Origin of the sequence: Ketobacter sp. MCCC 1A13808 (genome assembly GCF_009746715.1) — a bacterium.
Lineage (GTDB): Bacteria > Pseudomonadota > Gammaproteobacteria > Pseudomonadales > Ketobacteraceae > Ketobacter.
In genome coordinates, this window is the sequence record NZ_VRKW01000005.1 from 217,965 (window position 1) to 238,546 (window position 20,582).

Here is a 20,582-nt window from a genome sequence, read left to right on the forward strand (position 1 = left end):
TTCCGTTAAGCTAGCCTTGGCAGATGATTGAAATTTTATGTATTCGCCATGGCCAGGCCGCCGCTAGCTGGCAAGAAAACCCTGACCCCGGATTAAGCGAGGAGGGAACTCGTCAAGCACTGGGTCTAGTCCCGGTCCTACGCCAGGAAAAGATCCGGAGCATAATCAGTAGCCCCATGCAGCGTACTCGGCAAACGGCAAGCCCCCTATGTAAAGCGCTGCATCTGCCGGTTACGATTGATAACAACTTTTGTGAAATTCCTACGCCAGCGCTGGTGCCTTTGGAAAAGCGGCTAGACTGGTTACGGGCAAGCTCTCATTTAAAATGGCCGCAACTGGAAGAGGGTTTGCACCGATGGCGTGATAACATCCTGAACTCTATCAGAGCCATTCAAACGCCTACGATCATCGTAACTCATTTTATGGTGCTCAATGTTGTCGTCGGCAGTATCCGGGGCGATGTTAAGCTAGTAAACTACCGACCCGATTATTGTTCGGTGCTTAGGTTAGGCCTGACTGAACAGCAGATCGTTCTTCTAGACCTTGGTTCGCAGGCTCAAAGCCGCCTTTTATAAATGACTTCAACGCAAATTCTTTATACAGAATTCGAAATATATATTCCCTACAGTCAGTCCCTCAAACAAAAACGCCAGATTATAAATCGGGTGCGAGATCGAATTCACAATCAATTTAATGTCTCCATTGCTGAGGTCGCTTTTCTGGATGAATGGCAACGTGCAGGTATGGCGCTGGTGATGGTGGGGAATGCCCGCCCGCCGCTGGAAAAACGATTGTCCGATATCGAACAGTATTGCATTGAACGTATCGACGCAGAGTTGATGTGGTTGAACCGAGAGTGGCTTTAGACGAAATCGGCTAACGTATTGAGGTGTGGGTCAGTCCGGGATCCCGTTTAGTATGTTTATTCTAAAAATAGTTGGTAACCTGCTTTTCATGGTGGTGATGGAAATGCTTATCCCGCCTCAGAATTTGGTTGTGCCGACCGATCCTGTTGTTGAATGAAACGTACTTTCTCGCCCGGACCTCATCGGGCATTCCCTTTGCCCGCCTCCCAGCGGGCATTTTTTTTGTCTGATTAATAACCCTAGAAAACACCCTTAAAGCTTAAATTGCAGGCGTTCTATGACTGTTTATTCTGATTAATAAATGAGCTTTTTGAGGTGTTTCTTCATTAAATCATAAGGTTGTGGCCTATTTTTTGTGATTTTTTTGGATGTTGTCGCTATATGGCCTATTCTTGGATAGACAGCAGAGGTCTTTCATTGTTATTACCATGCTGCCAGTCCATTTTCGGTAATAACTGGGATTTTTGTCGACACAAACTAAAGGAATCACCAATGGTTAAGAAGAAAGCGACCTTAGCCTTGTTGCCCTTCACTCTATGCTTCTCCAGTGCGACGGTATTAGCCGCAACCACCGCAGAACTGGAGAGCAGGCTAGAGCAACAAGAACAGCAAATTAAACGCCTGGAAAATCGCCTTAAAGGCACCAGAGCTGCCGTGAAAGAAAACAGAACCCGCATGGCCGATCAGTCCGATCGTTTGAAAATCAATGGATTTTTCTCCGGCGGTTTTGCCACGAATGACGGCGATGATCTTGTGTTGACCAGCAATGGAATTGGTGACGATTACAATTCTTCCTCGGTCACCAAGTTCGGTGTTCAGATGACCTTCGAAGTTAGCGACAACATTTCGGCGACCGGTCAGCTTACCAGCAAAGGGCTGGACGATTACAACGTTGAAGCGACCTGGGCTTATCTGGATTACGAAGTTACAGACGATTTTAAATTGCGCTTGGGGCGTACCCGTCTCCCTTATTATCTAATGTCGGAATACCTGGATGTAGGTTATGCCTATCCATGGGTTAGACCTCCGATTGAACTCTATAATCTTCCGATTACCGAGACTGACGGTTTAACCGCTTTCTATGATTTGGCTGTCGGGCCGGTGAATGTAACGTTTCAATTATATGGTGGTAGCACCAGCGGATACACGAAAGAGCTGAATGCGTCTTTCACTAATAACAATCAGTGGTCTTTTGTCACGCAAGCCGACGTATCGGACTTCACCTTCCGCGTGGCCTACAGTACTTCCAAATTGCAATTGACGGATCTGGGTGTCGAGGGTGATCCCGGATATGATCTGTTGTACGGTATAAATGGCGCAATTGCTGTTGGTAGTGGCATCGCGGGCTTGGCACCAGCTCTGGGCACCGCACCTACAATATCATCCGTTGGGTTGGATAATCACAAAGTTGAGTATTTGTCTGGTGCAATTTCCTACGACAATGGATCATTGCTTGTGATGGGTGAAATTGCCAATCTCCAGGTCGAAAATATTTTTCAGCCCGCTGGTGATAGTGGCTATGTTACCGTAGGCTACCGATTCGGTAAGTGGATGCCACATTTGACGTTCGCCAAAACCTACACTGATAGTGACAGCGACGAGAAGTTCCATACCCAAATGGCGTATCTCGATACGCTGGATACGGCATTGGCAGGCCCCTTGGCGGCGACCACCATTCCCGGAGTGGGTCTTACTGGCGCTGAATACGCTGCAATTAACACGCAGCTCAGGAATGGTATATCGGGCCTGATCCGGCAACAGCAATCCTACACCCTGGGTCTCAACTACGATCTTTCCAGTCGGGTAAAAGTGAAAGGTGAAGTCGCCTTTTACGAAGGATTCGGTGAAAACGAGGTCATGACGGGGTTCGTTCCGGGAGGACCGTTAGGTGTCACACCAACGTACGGTAGTGCGCCTGGTATCGGCCTGTTCAGTCAGACCGACACGACCAATCGCGCCACTGTGGGTAATCACACGGCGATTTATTCATTCTCAGTCGACGCTGTATTTTAAGGGGGAATGGATATGAACGTTAAAACTCAAATAGGAAGAGCGCTTGGTGCAGTTGGTTTTTTGATAGCTGCTGGTTTTGCATCTGCTGAGGTCGTTGTTGTGGTTAATTCTGCGTCTGCAGTGCAGCAAGCTTCCGCTTCGGAAATACAACAGGTGTATCTGGGCAAGCGTAACGATATCGGCGGTGCCAGTCTTACTCCGGTCGATGTGTCAGAAGGCAGCGAGATAAGAACTATTTTTTACGATAAGGTAATTGATAAAGATCCGGCTCAGCTGAACGCCTATTGGTCTCGATTAATTTTCACCGGTAAGGGTAAACCACCCAAGCAGTATTTTGACGAAGCAGAAGTGGTTGAAGTAATCCTGGAAAACGAAGATAGCATCGGGTATATCGATGCGGCCGGAGTGACGGAAGGTTTACGGGTTATCTATACCGTTAAATAATTCGGCAGCCACGGTTGAAAAGCCGCGTTAGTTGTCAACGCGGCTTTTCTTTTTCTGCAGGCTACCACTTGGCGTAATGGTCTTCAGCCAACCCTGTTACACGCTCCAGCACTATTTTTTTGCCGCTATCGCAGGTCAGTGTGCCAGAATATTTACCCGGTAACTGACTGAAGTTGGACGCGACGAAAACCGCATTAACTTTTTCATTAAAATTTCCTTCCGGAATAAACTTCAGATCTACTTGGCTATTTTCAGTCGTGATCGTCCAGGGTTGCATCCGGTTAAATCGATTAAACTGAAAAATAGCCGGGCCCACACGATTTAGTTTTCCATCGATCCAGAAACCATTTTCGTTATATTCCGTTTCGTTTACACCGGCTGCCAGATTGAGGCCAACCGTTCTCCCGGCATTATCGGTGCCGCATAAGCTCGCCCAGTTCCATGCCGTTTCGCGGCGCATATAGCCACAACTCCAGTCGCTGCTACCCAGAAAATTATCACTTTCCACAGTGATGTTTCTGCCTCCCCAGGCGATAACGCCGGAAGCAGTTAATCCGGTAAGCTTTTCTGTAAAAGCCCAACCGTTGTAGCCCGCGCGGGTACACACCGCCAGAGGCTGAAGCTGTTCGGGTTGTGTCAGTACCAAGTCGACGGCAATCTGCTTGTTGAGGCGGGCGGTAAGGTGATACTGGTTGGGTGCATCGGTGGCAATAATTTCGAACTGATTGCGACCTTTGATAAAATAACTACGGCCATTGTGAGGCTGGTTGGAGAGCTGGCATCGTAATCCCATGGGTTGTGTAAAGCGCTGGGTGCTCATTGTGCGGGATTCGCTGTCAAACAGATAAATAAACGCGGTGGCGGCATATCGCACATCGGCGATGGCGCATGCCAGCACGTAGCGATCACTTTGCACGGTCAAGAATTGAAATTGGTTCAGGCCAAAGTGTTTCTGAAGGCGGGAGGCGGGGCGATCCATAACCGTCCGATAATCGAAATCGGCGTGGTTAATTTCCTTCATTGACTGGGTAAAACAACCATATTGAGGTTGCCCATCCGGCCGAATCAACTTATCGTATGCGGTTTTGTTAAACGACATTTCTCTCTCTGGGGTAATCTATGTATCTTGCATTCAAGCACAGCCACATGATGTTCGCTGTGATCAGTGGTTTATTATTTTTGATCCGGGGTTTTTGGATGATGGCAAATTCCGGAATGCTGCAGAAAAAGTGGGTGAAGATTCTACCTCATGTTAATGACACGCTCTTGTTACTGTGTGCCATTGTTTTGTGTGTGATGTCGCAGCAATATCCGATTCAGCAAGATTGGCTGACAGTAAAGGTAGTGGCTTTGATCGCCTATATAGTGTTGGGTGTGGTAGCCCTGAAGCGGGGTAAAACCAAAACGATTCGTATTGTGGCGTTTTTTGCTGCCTTGCTGGCCTTCATCTTCACTATGTCCGTGGCTCGCACGCACAACCCCATGGGGTTCTTTTCACTATTGTAGCGTTTATAAATTCAGAGTTGTTATAGAGAAGCAGTATGAGTGATTTTTGGAAGGATACACAGGTCACGGCCCAAGGAGATGGGCGCTTTTCAGCGCAGGTTAGCAATCGTTGGGGCGTGGGAGACATTGCGAATGGCGGATATATGATGTCTATAGCGGCAAGAGCGTTTCGTGAAGCGCTGTCGCATCCCGATCCGTTGACAATCACTGGCCATTTCGTTGAAAAGGCGGCTGCCGGGCCGGTTGAGTTGGAGGTGGATGTAATTCGAGAGGGAAATACGGTGTCCACCGGATCCTTGCGATTTATGCAGGAAGGACGTGAAAGAATCCGTTTTACAGCCAGTTATGGTGATTTGGATAAAACCGCTGGCACCACCTGGGTGGGGGATCAACCTCCGGTCATAAATAGGGATACCTGCCGGACCTCTCCTCGGTTTATGGCGATACATGAGCGGGTGGAGCTTCTCTTTTCAGCCACCACCGCCGAATGGTTGAGAGGGAAAACGATTGATCGGCCAGAACATGAGCTGTTTGCTTTTTTCCGCGATGGCACTGAACCCGATGTGATGTCGCTGCCTTTCTTTTCTGATTGCGTGCCACCCACGACGTTTTCCAAATATGGGGCGGTGGGATGGGTGCCGACGCTTGAATTAACCGTACAGGTTCGGGCCAAGCCAGCGCCGGGTGACCTGACCTGTCGTTTCAAAACCCGCTATCTGATAAATGGCTTAATGGAGGAGGATGGCGAGATCTGGGATTCTCGGGGTAAACTGGTTGCGCTAAGCAGGCAGTTGGCTAAGTATCGTGGTGGCGCGTTGTAGTTTGCTTGCCGGATTCAGGCGGTCAACGGTTGCCAAGATTGGTCATCATTTTAATCATGGCATCCTGGCCGTTCTCCGGGTGGTCTGCATCAGTAAAGTCGACCACCTGACCCCACTGTTCGTTGACGTCGTCTGCAGTGAAACCATCGCTCAGCTTGAAGCCGATACCCTTTTGAAGCCGATACCCTTACAACGTTCCCAGCGTAACCGGCCCATCCATCCGGCCCCGACCTCATATAGCCCGCCACTTTCAGTGCTGTTCTCATCGCACAGTTTAATCACCAGCGGAGTGACATATTCGGTCATTTTTGCAAAGCTTTTATCCCTTAGGATGCCTGCATTGTTAATAACTACATCAATACGACCGAAATTATCCATTACGGTTTGAACAATTTTGTCACCGTCGATAACGGAGTCGTCACTAGCGACCGCTTCGCCACCGCTGGCTATGATTTCTTCGACCACTGCATCGGCTGCGCTTTGCCGCCACCGTCACCGGCCGCATTACCACCCAGATCATTGACCACCACTTTGGCGCCGCGTCGCGCAAATTCCATCGCATGACTTTTACCCAAACCGTTGGCTGCTCCGGTAACGATTACGACGCGTTCGTCAAAGCGAATTGCAGCCATGGTGGTCTCCAGTGCTTCTTATTTTATTTTTATATTGAGTTTCCCTCTTGCAGACAGCTGAAAGGCAACTGTCTGCAGCTAGCCCTTTGCTGACTACAGACCAAGCCCTCGACCTATGATTTCCTTCATGATTTCATTGGTTCCAGCGAAGATCGGAGTAATACGAGCATCTACATAGGCACGAGCGATGGGGTACTCCATCATATAGCCTGCACCGCCGTGGAATTGAACGCCTTGGTCGACTACCCGGTTATATAAATCTGTGCACCACCATTTAGCCATGCTGGCTTCGTCCGGAGCCAATTTGCCCTCGGATAACTTCATCACCAGACTGTCTACGAACACCTGTCCAATGGTGATTTCGGTTTTCATTTCCGCCATTTTAAAACGCGTGTTCTGAAATTTGCCGATGGGTTTGCCGAACGCGGTGCGCTCTTTGACAAATTTCAGGGTTTCATTGAAGGCAAAGTGCGATCCGCCGATGGCGCCTAATGCTGTGACCAACCGCTCCTGCGCCAGCTTTTGCATCAGGTAGATAAAACCCTGACCGGGTTGACCCAAAACATCGGTTTTAGGCACTACCACGTTTTCAAAAAATAACTCGGCGGTATCCTGGGATTTCATTCCCATTTTCTTAAGGTTGCGGCCTCGATTAAAGCCCTCGGCACCGCGCGGCACACAGACCAGAGTGATGCCTTCGGGGGCTTTGGCAACCACCACGACCAGGTCGGAGATAATACCGTTACTGATATAGGTCTTGGAGCCATTCAGAATATAGTGGTCGCCTTTGTCTTCCAGTTTGGATTTGATAGCTTGCAAATCACTGCCGGTATCGGGCTCGGTCATCGCAATAGCCAGGATGGTTTCCCCGCTGCAGACGCCGGGTAACCAGCGGCTCTTTTGTTCTTCATTGGCATAGGCGGTGAGGTAGGGGGCAATTACATCGTTATGCAGGCCCAGGGCAAAACCGGATTCACCAATATGTGCCAGCTCTTCGATCATGATCTGTGAGTAGCGAAAATCGTCCAGGCTGAGGCCGCCGTACTCTTCGTCTACGTTGGGTGCCAGAAAGCCATTCTCACCGGCTTTTTCCCAGATCTCCCGGTCTACGATACCCTGCTCAAGCCATTTTTCCTGATAAGGCACGATTTCTTCTTCACAGAACCGGCGAAAGTTCTCGCGGAATACATTATGTTCTTCTTCGAATATGGCTCTGTTGTCTTGACTCATTTTACTCTCCGGTGGGCTTACGCAGCATGCGTAAGCCATTGAATTTTAATTATCCATTTTAAACTTATTATTGTGCGCAGGTGTGCCCTCAACAATGACGTAATGTGCCAATTTTCCTGACCTAATACGACATGCTGCTGGAAGTTGCACGCGGAAGCCAGTAAAGTTAGGCGCTTAATCTTGTTCCTTTTTGACGTAGAATAAAAATACTCGTATAACGTTGCGTGCCCGTCAAGGCCTGCCAACTCGCTGATTAATAATAAATTAAAGGCATCTGTGGTAAGTGTGAGTTCAATTCCTATAAATCAGGTCATCTTGCTGCTGGAAGGCGCAAAACGCAGTGGATTAACGACCGAGTTGTTGTTACAGGAGTGTGGCATCGATGTCGGTTTGCTCAACGATGCTGAGGGGCGTGTCGATAAAAAGTCTTTTATCCATCTGATGCTGGCGGTCATGCGCCACACCGAAGATGAATTTATGGGGCTGGGCTTCGGTAGGGTATCCAAGCCGGGTACCTTCAGTATGATGGCGCATGCTGTAATCAATTGTGCCACGCTTGAAAAGGCCATCCGCCGCGGTATCAAGTTCTATGAGTTGTTTGATTTCGCGATATATTCCAGGTTAATTCCCTCCGATGATGAAGCTATTATCCGCTTTGAATCCCGCGGCGAGTTGTTGTTTCGTGCACACATCCTTGAGGCTGTGGTGTTTTTAACCCTGCGTTTTCTTAGTTGGTTGGTAGGCCAGCAAATAGTACCGAAACGGATTAATCTTGATTTTGAATGTCTGGATGACGGGGAGTTTTCATCTCAGTTTCCCTGTCAGGTGCACTATCAACAGGCGCGTAGTGAAATTGTTTTGGATAGTCGCTTTATGACCATGCCGTTGGTGCAGAATCAGTTATCTTTGAGTAAATTTTTACGTGCATCGTTGGAAGAGCTAATGGATGGCGATATTGAAAATGCCAGCCTTAATGCCCAGATCCGTGGCATTATCAGTAAAGAATTTGGTAATAATTTTCCTGATTTTCTGGTGGTATGTGACAAGCTGGCAATGACGCCGCAGACCTTGCGTCGGCGTCTGAAAGATGAGAACACCAGTTACCAGGAAATCAAGGACAGTATCCGTAAAGATGCTTCAATTTATTATCTATCAAAGCCGGAATTAACAATTGATGAGATTGCGTTGTTAATGGGGTTTTCGGAAGCCAGTTCGTTTCATCGTGCATTCAAAAAGTGGACGGGTAAAACCCCTTCAGCGTATCGGCAGGAATTGCTGAGCTAACTACGGGCTAGTCATCAATACGATAGGTCACTTCCACCCGGGTCCCGTTCTGACTATAAGTAACGCTGTCACATAAAGACTCAATCAACTCAATTCCACGGCCGAAGGAGTCATTGTCTCCCGTTGCATTGCGGCTGTTTATATCGAAACCGGGTCCGCTGTCATCCAGCTGAATCATTAGATAACCTGTGTGGTCGTTGACATAAAAGCGGATGTTTATTTCTAGTTCACCCTGGTTGAGTGATCTGAGCTTGTGTGCCCGTTGCTGGTAGTAATCCAGGTATCCCTGTTCGGTACGTTTCAGGTCAGAATCTAATTTCAGAATGCCATGCTCTAACGCGTTTGCAAACAGCTCCGTCAATATGGTGTGGAGGTAATCTTTGTGGGCTTCGATGCCGGGAGCATTACCCACCATGTCCGTTAATTGTCCAACCGGGGAGTGGCCCTGACATAATTCCTTTGCCGTCAACGTCATCCTGAACTGCCAAGGGAGAGTGTGGGCTGCATCAAATGTTGGAGCGGGGTTGACCTGGTCCGATTGCACCGGGCGACAGGTGAGTTCCAGCAAAGTAATGTCGTCGATTTGCCCTTTGTGGCCGGTATAATCAATGACATCGCTAATCAATTCGTTAAATGCATTGGGCTTACTACTGCTGAAGTGTTGCAGCAGCCTTTCTTCGCCGTACATTACGCCGTTACAGTTTAGTGCCTCGGGAATGCCGTCAGTATATACATATAGCCTGTCGTTTGTTTCCACTTCAAGAATGAAAGGTTCTCTCTCAAATTCATGATCCTCCAAGATGCCGAGTGGCATATGCGCGGATTGTATTTTTTGTTTCAAGCGACCTTTATGATCAGTCAATATCGCGTCGGGCATACCGCCCATCCATAGGGTGACCCGAGTGCCTTCTGCGTTCAGCTCGGCAATCGCCGCAGCGGCAAACATGTCATCGGGTAAAAACTTTTCGAGGCTTCGGTTGAGGTCGCGGGCGATACTGCTGACGGAGACCCCTTGTTCTGTTGCATCGAAAAATACCTGCGAAAGCGGTACCGCGCCGATTGCAGCCGGTAAACCATGGCCGGTGAAATCAGCCATTAATGTATAGAGGCCCCCGGATGGGCTATAAGCCGCTAATAACAGGTCTCCATTGAAAGTGGCGGCGGGGGAGATGTAATGGCGGATATTGGGGTCATCCAGCTTACTGGCTGCCAGTGCGCCTTCGAATACGGTTTTGGCAATCTTGTGTTCGTGTTCTGTGAGCTGGTGCATCTTAGTGAGTTTGGCGTTTTGTTCATTGAGCTGTTCATTCAGATCTTTGATTCGGCTGTGCGCTTTGATTTTTGCCTGTAACACCTGTTCGTTAATGGGTTTGCTAAGAAAATCATCGCCACCAATAGATAAGCATTTTGCCAGCGAGGCATCATCCGATAAAGCGGTTAAAAAGATAATTGGTACGTGCTTGCCGCCCAGATATTCTTTGATCGCTTTGGTGGCTTCAAACCCATCCATAATAGGCATCATGACATCCATCAGAACCAGGTCGGGATTCGTCTCCTTGAACAGCGCGACGGCCAGTTCGCCGTTCTCCGCCTCCTGCACTGTGTGACCTTCGTCTTCTAGCATCCAGCCGAGTAACCGACGATTGGCCTCCGTGTCGTCCACCACTAAAATTTTCATCGCTTTAGCCGATTCCTGGCTGTCACTGATGTCTTCATCGACTTTATTCAATGATGAACTTTTTATCGAAACGGGAAATGGTCAGAATTTTTTTGATCTGAGGGCGACAATTAATTAATGATATTCGGGCGTTGTCTCCCAGGCTTTTGCGCATATTCAGCAACATACCCAGAGCCGAGCTGTCCATGTGTTCGCAGGCCCTCATGTCGATTATGTAATCTAGGTTATTGTGCTCCGCATAGGCACTCCGGAATTCTTGCACGATTTCGAAATCAAAGCGGCCACTGATACCAATGGTAAGGGCTTTTCCATCGCTGGAAAGGGTACTTTCTACAGGCATTGCATTCTCCTGACCTGATTTTAATAGGGTGAAATTTTTTATTGTTTAGGGTTGTTGTGCATATTGCCATTTTCAGAGTTTATGCGCCATTACGCAAAGCTTCCAATTCTTCCCATCGCTCAAAGGTGGCTTCAAGCTCGGTTTCCAGCTCGCCTGCCTTGCGAGTCAGCTCGTTTACCTGGTCAGGCGATTCCTGATATAGGTCAGGGTCGGCCAGCTTCTGGTGTAAGTCTTCCAGGGATTGTTCCAGCGTTTCTATTGCCAAGGGCAATGATTCCAGCTCCTTTTGATCCTTGTAACTAAGTTTTCTGGGTTTGGTGGCACCGGGTTTTACGGGTTCTGCTTGGGTATTAAGTTGAGCTGCAGTCTGGGCTGATTTCTTGGTGTCCGACTGTGGCGAAGTCACAGCCGGACGCTGCCGCAGCCAATCGTCATAACCACCGACAAACTCGTCTATTTTACCGTTGCCTCCGAACACAAGGGTGCTGGTCACGATATTGTTAAGAAATTGACGATCGTGGCTTACCAATAGAATAGTCCCCTGGAATTGGTCCACCAGTTCTTCCAGTAGTTCCAGCGTTTCAATGTCCAGGTCGTTGGTCGGCTCGTCAAGCACCAGCAGGTTGGCCGGCTGAGTAAAGAGTTTGGCCAGCAGCAGCCGATTCCGTTCGCCTCCGGATAGGGCTTTAACCGGCGTATGGGCCCGATCAGGGCTAAACAGAAAATCCTGCAAATAGCCAATGACGTGTTTATCCTGCCCGTTGATTGTCACAGTATCGCTGCCTTGCCCTACGTTTTCACGTACGCTCTGGCTTTCATTTAACTGCCCGCGTAGTTGGTCAAAATAGGCAACTTCTACGTTGGTGCCCATATTGACCGTGCCCGAGTCGGCTTGCATCTGGCCCAGTAAAACCTTGATTAACGTGGATTTGCCGATGCCGTTGGGGCCAATGAAACCGATTCTGTCACCCCGCAGGATCAGGGTCGAGAAATCATCGATAATGCTTTGTCCGCCAAAACTCAGTTGCAGATGCTTTGCTTCTATGACTTTTTTGCCGCTGGATTCCGCTTGTTGAATGGTGGCGCTCATGGTGCCCTGACGTTCCCTTCGCTGGGAACGTTGCTTGCGCATTTCTTCCAAAGCCCGAACCCGGCCTTCGTTGCGAGTGCGACGTGCCTTGATGCCCTGGCGAATCCAGGTCTCTTCCTGGGAAAGCTTTTTGTCGAACCGGTCCCATTCCAAGGCTTCGGCATTGAGGTGCTCTGCTTTACGCTCTAGATAGGTATGGTAATTACCAGGCCAACTGGTGAGTTGTCCGCGGTCCAAATCAACGATGCGGGTGGCAAGTTTGCTAAGAAAGGCTCGGTCGTGAGTAATGAAAAGAACGCTATTGCGAAAATTGAGCAGGAATTCTTCGAGCCAGGCGATCGAGTCAATGTCCAGATGGTTCGTCGGTTCGTCCAAAAGCAGAATGTCCGGGTCCTGCACCAGTGCCCGAGCCAGTAACACCCGGCGTTTCACTCCTCCGGACTGATCCTCGAATTGATTGTCGCCGTCCAATGATAGAGTTGATAACGTTGTTTCCACCCGTTGCTGCAATCCCCAGCCGTCCATTGCCTCGAGATCACGCTGGACCGGTTCCAATTGAGTGAAAGCGTCTTCATCGCCACTGGCCATGGCTTCGATCAAGTCGTGGTAACGCTTAATCAGTTCGCCAACTTTGCCCAGGCCAGATGCCACGACGTCGTAAATGCTGCCCTGGGCATCCCGCGGTACCTCCTGTTCCAGCCAGGCTATTTTGGTGGTCGGGGCGATCTCTATCTGGCCTTCGTCGGGTTTGATCTCGCCGCTGACAATCTTTAGCAGCGTCGATTTGCCGGTGCCGTTGCGCCCCACAAGACAGACCCGTTCCCCCTTTTCCAGGATCAACTGAGCACCGCTCAACAACTCGGGGCCGCCAAAGGCCAGGTGGAGGTCACGTATTCTAAGTAGGGACATGTAAGGACTGCCTTTAAAAAGCTACTCTCTGAGAGCGGTTACCGGACTCATTCGCAAGATTCTGCGGCTGCTGATCTGACCGGCGCCTCCGATCAGCAACCCCAAGGTTGGGGGCACTATTATCCAGATCCAGAGGGACGGCGTATAGGGGAGGGCAAATAACTTAATATAAATAGCCAATCGCACCAGTTCCGCACCGAAGCAGGCCACCAATCCGGACAGGAAGCCGATGGCGAAAAACTCACTCCACTGTTGCATTATCAATTGCTTGCTGGTGGTTCCCAGAGTGCGCATGAGGGCCCCCTCCCGGTAGCGCTGGGGCATGGTGGTGACCAGGGTCGCCAAGGTGATAGTCAGGCCCGCCGCCAGGACAAAAAGAAGAATGAATTCCACGGCAGCGCTGACCTGATCCAGTATTGTACGGATCTGTTTCAATATTACATCCACTTCCAGAAGCGTGATGGCAGGGAATCGTTGCACCATTTTTTTCAATAATGGCTTGGACTCCGACGGAAGATAAAAACTGGTTAGGTAAGTAAAGGGCAGGTCTTCCAGGCCGCCGGGATTGAATATCATATAGAAATTAGGCTGAAAGGATTCCCATTTTACGCTGCGGATGCTGGTGACGTGGGCGATAAAAGTTTGATTGGCGACGAAAAAAGTCAGTTCATCACCGAGCTTGAGGCCCAGTTTTTCTGCCAGTTCTGCTTCGATGGATACGCCGGTTTTATCTTGTGTCGCGTCGCTCCACCATTGGCCATGCTCAATCCGGTTATCACTGGGAAGCTGTTCTGCCCAGGTCAGGTTCAGCTCGCGATTGATTTCCCTGGGGGTGCCGTCGGCATCGGCGTTGTTGTCTTCTTTGCTAATCCGTTCGTTCACCGGTACTTCGTTAATATGAGTAAGCCGACCGCGGACCACGGGGTACAGCGGCTGGGAATTAATATCATTGTCCAGCAGGAATTGTTGGAATGGAGCACCTTCCTCGGGCAGCACGTTGAGCACGAAATGATTCGGGGCCTGGTCAGGTAATTGGTCCTGCCAGGTGTTGATCAGCTCTCCACGCACCAGAAGCACCACCAGCATGGCCATTCCGGTCAGGCCGAACCCAAGCAGCTGTACCCGCGTGCTCATCTGGCGCCGTCGCAGGTTTCGCAGTCCGGCACGTACTGGTAAGGAGCTGCGCTTGCCAACCGATTCCAGTAGGCGGGTGAACACGTTGGTCAGGATCAATGTAACGAACCAGGCTGCCACAATACCGCCGGACAGTGCCGCAATTAAAACCGTGTCCCGGGTGTACCACAGCATCAGCACAGTAATCAGAACGATCACGACAATATAAGAAAATAGCGTCGACAGTGGCGCCGCTATCAGGTCTTTTCGAAGCACCCGAAGTGGTGGGGTTCGTTGTAATTGCAGCAACGCCGGAAAGCTGAATCCAAGCAGAATGACGACGGCCAGGATACACCCGCTATAGAAAGGTTGCAGGGACGGCAGCGGCACGTTTTCAGGCAATAAATCGGACAGCATATCAATGAGAACAAAATGCATGCTCCAGCCCAGGGCACCCCCGATAATGCCGCTGATCAAAGCCAGGGTGACCAGCTGAACACTGAAAATTACCAGTATTTGTTTTGAACTCAGACCGAAGCAGCGCAACAGGGCCGCGGTGTCAAAACGCATTTCGCTAAAGAAGCGTGCGCCCATAGCTAATGCCACCGATGCCAGCAGGATCGCCATTAGGCTGGCGAGCTTGAGATAACTCTGTGCTCGGCTCAACGCTGCGCTGATACTGCGTTGACGTGACTGCAGTGTCAGAATGGTTTGCCCGGGTTTGAGCAGGGCTTCTACCTGCTCTTGCAGCGGGGTTAGATTGCCGTCTGGCACCAAAAACTGGTAATAAAACTCAACCCGGCTACCGGTTTGTATTAAATTGGCTTTATCCAAATCCCCCGTGCTCATCATCAGGCGAGGTACGAAACTATAGAAGTTACCACCCCGGTCCGGTTCGAAGGTCAGCACTTTATCCACTCTCAATACTGCGTCACCGACTTCCACGGTATCGCCCACGTTCACCTCAAGTGCGCTAAGCAGTCGCGCTTCCAGCCACACGCTCCCTGCTGCCGGTCCATGTGTTACCGGAGAATCGTTGGAGTAGGGTTGATCTGCAATTTTTAATTCTGCCTTCAGGGGGTAATGTTCGCTAACCGCTTTGATAGCAGAAAGCTGCAAGGATTCCCCTGCCAATACGACGCTGGAAAACTCCACTGCCAGTGCCGATGTGTTGCGATCCAGCAATGTGTCTAATTCGGGGTCACGCGTCGGGCTGCGTACCACCAGGTCGCCACCCATCAAACTGGAGGCTTGCATGACCATTGCGTTTTCAATGCGCTCGGTGTGGAAGCCGATGGTGCTATGGGTAGTCACCGCGACCAGCAAAGCAACTACCAGCATGCGCAGTTGCCAGGAGTGTCCGTCGCGCTTTAGTAATTTGAAGGCTAAACCGATTAAATTCATGAATTGGACAGGTCCGATTGCAGTTGACCGGCATTCATGGTGATGGTGCGATTGCAGCGCAACGCTAACTTAATATCGTGAGTCACCAGAATCAGCGTGGTGTCTTCGGTGGCGTTTAATTCGAACAATTGATCAGCGATGCTCGCACCGGTTTTAGTATCCAGGTTGCCGGTGGGCTCATCAGCGAACAATATGTCTGGCTTGGCAACGAATGCACGGGCCAAGGCAACTCGTTGCTGCTCACCTCCGGATAATTGGCTGGGGTAATGATGTATACGCTTTTCCAGGCCAACTCGGTATAAGATGTCCTGAGCTTTTGTGTCCGCATTGGGTACATTACCAATTTCCAGGGGTAACATTACGTTTTCCAGTGCGCTCAAGTTGGCGAGTAGTTGAAATGATTGAAACACAAACCCCACGTGAGCCGCCCTGACTTTGGCGCGCTGGTCTTCGTTCATCGTCTCCAGGTTATTACCCATCAGTGCAATCGACCCGGAGCTGGGAACATCCAGTCCCGCCAGTAAACCCAATAATGTGGACTTGCCGGACCCGGACTCCCCGACAATGGCCAAGGATTCCGCTTTATTCACCGAAAGGTTGATGGCATTCAGGATCTGCAATGGCTGTCCGGGCATGGGAACCGATTTACTGACTTCACGGGCTTGCAACACGGAGCCGGAATCGGTAGATGTAGGGGTCGTCATAGATAAAATAGCCGCCTTAAAAAAGTCCAGGGAGTCATCCTACCAAAATGCGAACCTTCTTTTCTTCAATTTGTGCATTAATATTTGCCATGGTTTTGTTCCTCTTTCCGGCCGTGTCCCTATTAGCCGGGCCGGCGGTGCAAGGAAAATTGCTGCTTGTGGGTGATAGCCTGGGGGCGGGATACGGCGTTGAGCCGGGTAAAGAGTGGGCAGCGATATTGCAACAGAAATTTCAACAAGCTGACATGGATATTACCGTTGCGAATGCCAGTATCAGTGGTGATACCACCGCTGGCGGTGCCTCCAGAATCCAGACGTTACTCGAGCGAGAACAGCCGCAATGGGTATTGATCGAGCTGGGCGGAAATGATGGCCTGAGAGGAATGTCTCTTAAGGCCATGGCTGATAACTTACAGATGATGGTCACAGCAGTGAAATCCGCGGCCGCAGAACCCCTGCTTCTGGGGATTAAAGTGCCACCGAATTACGGACGTAAATATGCAGAGCGGTTTGAACAGGTGTTCAGTCGCGTTGCCCAGGAAAACAAGATTCCCTTGCTGCCCTTTTTGCTGGAAGGAGTGGGGGGAGAAGACCGGTTCATGCAGGCTGACAGAATCCATCCCAATGAATTCGCCCAGCCGATTATAGCGGAGCTGGTGTGGCAGTTTTTGCGCCCGCAGCTGACTGCGTCAAAACACTGATGGCGGGTTAATCTCTAGACAGCATTTCTCGCGCGATATGAGTGATTTGGATCTCGTCGGTCCCACCATAGATTTGCAGGATTTTTGCATCACGGGCGAGTTGTTCCACCTGGTACTCAGCCATATACCCGTTTCCGCCGTGAATTTGAACTGCTTCCATCGCCACTTCCACGGCCGTTTGCGCGGCATAGAGTTTCATAGCGGAAGCCTCGGCAAGGGTCATGCTGCGTCCCTTAGCGGAAGTTTCAATGTAGCGGAACACTAGATTCTCCAGGTTAATCCGGGCCACTTCCATTTTCGCCAATTTAGCCTGAATCAGTTGGAATTCACCTATTGGCTTGCCGAATTGCACGCGCTCCTTGGCGTAGCGCACACTTAATTCCAGGCAGCGTTCGGTGATTCCCAGCGCCATCGCTGCGACACCGGATCGCTCAGCCGAGAACGTGTCTTTTACACCACTGCGATAGGAAATTTCTTCCGACTCGCCCAGTAACCGCTCAGGCCCTGCTTTCACATCCTGTAAAAACAACTCCCCCGTGGGTGATGAGTGGATGCCCATTTTTCTAAACGGTTTGCTCTGTACCAAACCCTCCATGCCGGAATCCAGAATAAAGCTCAATACCTTACGTTGCGGGGATTCAACACCGGGTTCATCCAGCTTGCAAATAAAAACAAGGGTGTCGGCATAGGGGCCATTGGTAATAAACGTTTTGTTGCCATTCAGGATATAGCCGCCTTTGCCATCCCGTTTACAGGTGGCTTTCATACTGCCGAACGCGTCTGATCCCGAATTGGGTTCGGTAATAGCCCAGGCACCAATCTTATCCATGGTCAGCAAATCCGCCGCCCAGCGTTCTTTCTGTGCAATAGTGCCACGGGACATGATCGTGCCCGCGGTCAACCCCATACTCACGCCCATCGCAGTCACCATGCCGGGGCAGAAGCGGCATAACTCAATGGCTGGAATCAACCGCATAGCGGTTTCTTCACCGCGCATCATTTCTACCATGGCAGGATCTTTTTCGGATTCGTCAGCCTCACCGGCTTCTTTTGCCTTGGCAATATCCGCTTCGAACCGCTGTCGGGCCATAGCATCAATGCCGAAACTTCTCAGAAACTTGCGCAAAACGTCGTAGGGCGGGGTGTCGCCATGCTCCAGGGTTTCCAGGTTGGGGGCGATTTCTTTCTCTACGAATTGCCTTACGGCGGTGCGCAGCATGCGCTGGGATTCACTCCATTCGATCATCGGAATTCCTGTTTCTAATTATTGCTCATGATTAAACATCAGGTTTGACTGCAGGGTCATTTCTTCGATCGAGCTTAACGAAATGTGAGCACAGGGCAAATGACCAAAATTGCTGATTGCGGGAAGGATTGGGTCACTCTGGTGCGGTTTTTAACGAATTTTCCAGTTGGCCGGCCATCTCATTAAGCTGGTTACTTAAGTGGGAATCCCCGTTTTGTTCCACGTTACGGGACAGCAGGCGCAGTATCTTGACCATCATCGGATCCTGTATACGCCTTGTTTGCGCCTGCTTTACCATCTCCTGAACGGTATCCCAGGCTTCAATTTGACAAAAACTCAACATCAGCTTGAGCAATGTGCTCTCTTCAAGGGGGTGCGCTTTATTCAGCAGGGTATAATCCCGGTACACATCCCGCAGCATATACATGAAGACTTCGTCTCTAGTGGGCGTTGCCAATAGTTCGTGCGCAAATTGATGGAAGGACTTCGATTCCGGTGCCAGCTTTTCCAAAAAATAACGCTGCTCAACAATGGTCGCCTTGCTGGGATATTTAGTCTCCAGAGTGGTGAGTTTGCGCTTCGCGGACTCAAAATTAAATGCCGCCAGTTGCTTTAGAAAATCATCCAGTTCAGTACGGTACTCCAGGTCTTCATCGGGCGCCTGATCCAGATAGTTTTCTTCCACTTGCACCAGGTAGCGGCGAGCTGCCAGCATACCGAGCCCGCCCATCAACAGGCCACCTGCATGCGCTATATAAGCAACACCTGAAGTTGAACCCAGAAATGCGTTATACAGCTCCCAGGCGACCCAGATTGGCAGAATCACCAAGCCTGGTGCAGTAAAGTAACCGAAGTAAAATATCAGGCTGTAAAAAAAGCGGATCTTGCGCATACCGTAAATGGCCGCATACATGCCCATCACCCCTGATATAGAGCCGGAAGCACCCACCAACGGTAAATAGCTGCTCCAATTAAACAGGGTATAACTCAACCCGCCGACAATACCGCAAAGCAAATAACACAAGAGAAAATTAAACGAGCCAATGGCGGCTTCCACCGCGATACCCGTGAGCGCCAAAATAACCATGTTGCCGATCAAATGCATCGTGTCGCCGTGCATGAACTGATAGGTCAGATAGGTGATGGGTCGGCTTGCTTGTGGAATCAGCCCCAGTTTGAACGAGCTAATCTGGTCCAGTAGTTCGTTGACTTGTCGCCGCTTTCGCCGCCAATCAGCGAACACATCATCACCCCAGAACTCTTCGTCCGTTTTTTGCAAAACATGGGTAAAGGAAGGGTCGGACAGGATAGTGTAGATCAACGTGACGGCATCCTCCTGGGGATCAATTGATTCCAGCTCAGTGGATAGATCTTTGCGCCGGGTTTGCGATAAATGGCTCAGAAATATCGGCAGTTCCAGCTGCAACAGTTGATTCTCGTAATAATATTCCGCTGCCCTCTGCATGCGCGCGCTGTCACTCCATTGCCAGCCGAAAAATACAATGCAACACAATGCAATCATGGCTGCGGTAACTACGGGGGCCCGGCGCCAATCGATGCCGCGTTCAGCAGGGATAATCAACATAGTCAGGTTCCTAACCAAGAGGCCGTTTCAGGATCGGGTAGTTCTTTAAAAATAGTAGAAAAAACAGCTTTTTATAGAATTTTGTTCTAAAAAAGCACTGATTTTGCGGTTTGGGTGTTTTATGAGCTTGCAAATGCCGGAAGTTTGCTATATTTAAAGCATGAGGCATCTGAATAAATACAGTTTTCTCAAAGAGTTAAGCACACCCGGCCATAGAAACAATACGACGTTACAGGGACATAAGTACTGCGGGAGGTACTGAAAAATGGAAGATAACGGGATGAATGACACCATCAATAATTCCGTTCTGACCAAATCAGAACTAATTGAGCGTGTAGCCCAGCGGCAAAGCCAGCTGTCGCAAAAAGATGTGGAATTGGCAGTGAAAACCATGCTCGAAGAAATGTCCCAAGCGTTGGCCACCGGTGGCCGAATCGAAATCCGTGGCTTCGGCAGCTTCTCACTCCATTATCGAGCACCTAGGTTAGGGCGTAATCCCAAGACCGGAGAATCGGTCGACTTGACGGGGAAATATGTACCCCACTTTAAGCCGGGAAAGGAATTGCGGGACCGGGTCAATGGTGAAATTGAAAATCAAGGGTCATCCCACTAAGTATTTCCCTTGAATTCCCTGATAAAAACGGCATGATTACCGCATGCCGTTTTTTTATGGGCGTAAGCATAAGTTTCTGAAATTGAGAGAATAATGGTAAAACTCCGAATTTTGATCATCGTACTGATATCGTTAGCAGTGGCGTTGATTCTAGGAATGTTCCAAATCCAAAACGATCACGATATCTATGTCGACCTGATCTACACCTCCGAATTGGTTGAAATTAGCGTTGCCCGCTTCGCAATGGCTGTCTTTTTCGCCGGGCTTCTTTTGGGCATTGCGCTCTGTGTTGTCATCTGTGTGACTCTGGGGGTCGAGCTCAATTCCGCACGGCGGCAAAGCAAAAAACTCGCAAAGAAACTGGATCAAGCCCGAGAGCAGTCGATAAAGGGCCCCACCTGAT

At 49.9% G+C, this 20,582-nt stretch carries 19 protein-coding genes and 1 pseudogene; 10 read left to right on the top strand and 10 right to left on the bottom strand.

What is annotated here, in order from left to right; all coding sequences use genetic code 11:
* Positions 1–23: 23 nt before the first annotated feature.
* From FT643_RS12200 to FT643_RS12215, 4 genes are all read left to right on the top strand, one after another.
* Positions 24–575 carry a histidine phosphatase family protein gene (locus FT643_RS12200; RefSeq protein ID WP_156871677.1) on the top strand — a complete coding sequence of 184 codons (552 nt, stop codon included), beginning with the start codon at positions 24–26 and terminating at the stop codon, positions 573–575.
* Entirely contained in the window at positions 576–866 is a 291-nt protein-coding gene (locus FT643_RS12205) for a DUF503 domain-containing protein (RefSeq protein WP_156871678.1), read from the top strand.
* 492 nt (positions 867–1,358) lie between these two features.
* Complete coding sequence (locus tag FT643_RS12210; protein ID WP_156871679.1) at positions 1,359–2,879, top strand: porin family protein; 1,521 nt, start codon at positions 1,359–1,361, stop codon at positions 2,877–2,879.
* Positions 2,880–2,891: 12 nt separating this feature from the next.
* Positions 2,892–3,323 (top strand): phosphate ABC transporter substrate-binding protein, encoded by a 432-nt coding sequence (locus FT643_RS12215; protein WP_156871680.1) that lies wholly within the window; start codon positions 2,892–2,894, stop codon positions 3,321–3,323.
* Between the two features lie 61 nt (positions 3,324–3,384).
* Here FT643_RS12215 and FT643_RS12220 read toward each other — a convergent pair whose 3' ends face one another.
* Entirely contained in the window at positions 3,385–4,422 is a 1,038-nt protein-coding gene (locus FT643_RS12220) for a DUF2804 domain-containing protein (RefSeq protein WP_156871681.1), read from the bottom strand.
* A gap of 20 nt (positions 4,423–4,442) precedes the next feature.
* Between FT643_RS12220 and FT643_RS12225 the strand changes: the two genes are divergently transcribed.
* Positions 4,443–4,829 carry a SirB2 family protein gene (locus FT643_RS12225; RefSeq protein ID WP_156871682.1) on the top strand — a complete coding sequence of 129 codons (387 nt, stop codon included), beginning with the start codon at positions 4,443–4,445 and terminating at the stop codon, positions 4,827–4,829.
* Positions 4,830–4,864: 35 nt separating this feature from the next.
* Positions 4,865–5,650 carry a thioesterase family protein gene (locus FT643_RS12230; RefSeq protein WP_156871683.1) on the top strand — a complete coding sequence of 262 codons (786 nt, stop codon included), beginning with the start codon at positions 4,865–4,867 and terminating at the stop codon, positions 5,648–5,650.
* Between the two features lie 22 nt (positions 5,651–5,672).
* Here FT643_RS12230 and FT643_RS23900 read toward each other — a convergent pair.
* Positions 5,673–6,282, bottom strand: a pseudogene (locus FT643_RS23900) (SDR family NAD(P)-dependent oxidoreductase).
* Positions 6,283–6,375: 93 nt separating this feature from the next.
* Complete coding sequence (locus FT643_RS12240; RefSeq protein ID WP_156871684.1) at positions 6,376–7,512, bottom strand: acyl-CoA dehydrogenase family protein; 1,137 nt, start codon at positions 7,510–7,512, stop codon at positions 6,376–6,378.
* A gap of 285 nt (positions 7,513–7,797) precedes the next feature.
* Here FT643_RS12240 and FT643_RS12245 point away from each other — a divergent pair, with 285 nt between their 5' ends.
* Complete coding sequence (locus tag FT643_RS12245) at positions 7,798–8,796, top strand: AraC family transcriptional regulator (protein WP_317622013.1); 999 nt, start codon at positions 7,798–7,800, stop codon at positions 8,794–8,796.
* Between the two features lie 7 nt (positions 8,797–8,803).
* On the opposite strand, the gene FT643_RS12250 is transcribed toward FT643_RS12245, so the two are convergent.
* The 5 genes from FT643_RS12250 to FT643_RS12270 all read right to left on the bottom strand — a co-directional run bounded on the left by FT643_RS12250 (position 8,804) and on the right by FT643_RS12270 (position 16,034).
* Positions 8,804–10,525 (bottom strand): ATP-binding SpoIIE family protein phosphatase, encoded by a 1,722-nt coding sequence (locus FT643_RS12250; protein WP_156871686.1) that lies wholly within the window; start codon positions 10,523–10,525, stop codon positions 8,804–8,806.
* Complete coding sequence (locus tag FT643_RS12255; protein ID WP_156871687.1) at positions 10,518–10,814, bottom strand: STAS domain-containing protein; 297 nt, start codon at positions 10,812–10,814, stop codon at positions 10,518–10,520. The genes FT643_RS12250 and FT643_RS12255 overlap by 8 nt, the downstream gene beginning before the upstream one ends.
* Positions 10,815–10,893: 79 nt before the next feature.
* Positions 10,894–12,813: an ATP-binding cassette domain-containing protein gene (locus tag FT643_RS12260; RefSeq protein WP_156871688.1), complete on the bottom strand. Its 1,920-nt coding sequence runs from the start codon at positions 12,811–12,813 to the stop codon at positions 10,894–10,896.
* 21 nt (positions 12,814–12,834) lie between these two features.
* Entirely contained in the window at positions 12,835–15,330 is a 2,496-nt protein-coding gene (locus FT643_RS12265) for an ABC transporter permease (protein WP_156871689.1), read from the bottom strand.
* On the bottom strand, positions 15,327–16,034 hold the full coding sequence (locus FT643_RS12270) for an ABC transporter ATP-binding protein (protein WP_156871690.1): 708 nt from the start codon (positions 16,032–16,034) through the stop codon (positions 15,327–15,329). Before FT643_RS12270 ends, FT643_RS12265 begins: the two co-directional genes overlap by 4 nt.
* Before the next feature lie 47 nt (positions 16,035–16,081).
* Between FT643_RS12270 and FT643_RS12275 the strand changes: the two genes are divergently transcribed.
* Positions 16,082–16,735 carry an arylesterase gene (locus FT643_RS12275; protein ID WP_232340146.1) on the top strand — a complete coding sequence of 218 codons (654 nt, stop codon included), beginning with the start codon at positions 16,082–16,084 and terminating at the stop codon, positions 16,733–16,735.
* A 7-nt stretch (positions 16,736–16,742) separates the two neighbouring features.
* Here FT643_RS12275 and FT643_RS12280 read toward each other — a convergent pair whose 3' ends face one another.
* A complete protein-coding gene (locus FT643_RS12280) occupies positions 16,743–17,981 on the bottom strand; it encodes an acyl-CoA dehydrogenase family protein (RefSeq protein ID WP_156871691.1) in 1,239 nt (412 codons plus the stop codon).
* A gap of 133 nt (positions 17,982–18,114) precedes the next feature.
* Positions 18,115–19,566: a rhomboid family intramembrane serine protease gene (locus FT643_RS12285; RefSeq protein WP_156871692.1), complete on the bottom strand. Its 1,452-nt coding sequence runs from the start codon at positions 19,564–19,566 to the stop codon at positions 18,115–18,117.
* Positions 19,567–19,846: 280 nt separating this feature from the next.
* Here FT643_RS12285 and ihfB point away from each other — a divergent pair, with 280 nt between their 5' ends.
* Positions 19,847–20,179, top strand: coding sequence for an integration host factor subunit beta (gene ihfB, locus FT643_RS12290; protein ID WP_255473934.1), 333 nt, complete (start codon positions 19,847–19,849; stop codon positions 20,177–20,179).
* A gap of 93 nt (positions 20,180–20,272) precedes the next feature.
* Positions 20,273–20,581, top strand: coding sequence for a DUF1049 domain-containing protein (locus FT643_RS12295; protein ID WP_156871693.1), 309 nt, complete (start codon positions 20,273–20,275; stop codon positions 20,579–20,581).
* Position 20,582: the final 1 nt, after the last annotated feature.

What these genes read in the sequence shown, in the direction of transcription:
- FT643_RS12200 (WP_156871677.1), top strand. Translation starts at nt 24, where the DNA reads ATGATTGAAATTTTATGTATTCGCCATGGCCAGGCCGCCGCTAGCTGG.
- FT643_RS12205 (WP_156871678.1), top strand. Translation starts at nt 576, where the DNA reads ATGACTTCAACGCAAATTCTTTATACAGAATTCGAAATATATATTCCC.
- FT643_RS12210 (WP_156871679.1), top strand. Translation starts at nt 1,359, where the DNA reads ATGGTTAAGAAGAAAGCGACCTTAGCCTTGTTGCCCTTCACTCTATGC.
- FT643_RS12215 (WP_156871680.1), top strand. Translation starts at nt 2,892, where the DNA reads ATGAACGTTAAAACTCAAATAGGAAGAGCGCTTGGTGCAGTTGGTTTT.
- FT643_RS12220 (WP_156871681.1), bottom strand. Translation starts at nt 4,422, where the DNA reads ATGTCGTTTAACAAAACCGCATACGATAAGTTGATTCGGCCGGATGGG.
- FT643_RS12225 (WP_156871682.1), top strand. Translation starts at nt 4,443, where the DNA reads ATGTATCTTGCATTCAAGCACAGCCACATGATGTTCGCTGTGATCAGT.
- FT643_RS12230 (WP_156871683.1), top strand. Translation starts at nt 4,865, where the DNA reads ATGAGTGATTTTTGGAAGGATACACAGGTCACGGCCCAAGGAGATGGG.
- FT643_RS12240 (WP_156871684.1), bottom strand. Translation starts at nt 7,512, where the DNA reads ATGAGTCAAGACAACAGAGCCATATTCGAAGAAGAACATAATGTATTC.
- FT643_RS12255 (WP_156871687.1), bottom strand. Translation starts at nt 10,814, where the DNA reads ATGCCTGTAGAAAGTACCCTTTCCAGCGATGGAAAAGCCCTTACCATT.
- FT643_RS12260 (WP_156871688.1), bottom strand. Translation starts at nt 12,813, where the DNA reads ATGTCCCTACTTAGAATACGTGACCTCCACCTGGCCTTTGGCGGCCCC.
- FT643_RS12265 (WP_156871689.1), bottom strand. Translation starts at nt 15,330, where the DNA reads ATGAATTTAATCGGTTTAGCCTTCAAATTACTAAAGCGCGACGGACAC.
- FT643_RS12270 (WP_156871690.1), bottom strand. Translation starts at nt 16,034, where the DNA reads ATGACGACCCCTACATCTACCGATTCCGGCTCCGTGTTGCAAGCCCGT.
- FT643_RS12275 (WP_232340146.1), top strand. Translation starts at nt 16,082, where the DNA reads ATGCGAACCTTCTTTTCTTCAATTTGTGCATTAATATTTGCCATGGTT.
- FT643_RS12280 (WP_156871691.1), bottom strand. Translation starts at nt 17,981, where the DNA reads ATGATCGAATGGAGTGAATCCCAGCGCATGCTGCGCACCGCCGTAAGG.
- FT643_RS12285 (WP_156871692.1), bottom strand. Translation starts at nt 19,566, where the DNA reads ATGTTGATTATCCCTGCTGAACGCGGCATCGATTGGCGCCGGGCCCCC.
- ihfB (WP_255473934.1), top strand. Translation starts at nt 19,847, where the DNA reads ATGAATGACACCATCAATAATTCCGTTCTGACCAAATCAGAACTAATT.
- FT643_RS12295 (WP_156871693.1), top strand. Translation starts at nt 20,273, where the DNA reads ATGGTAAAACTCCGAATTTTGATCATCGTACTGATATCGTTAGCAGTG.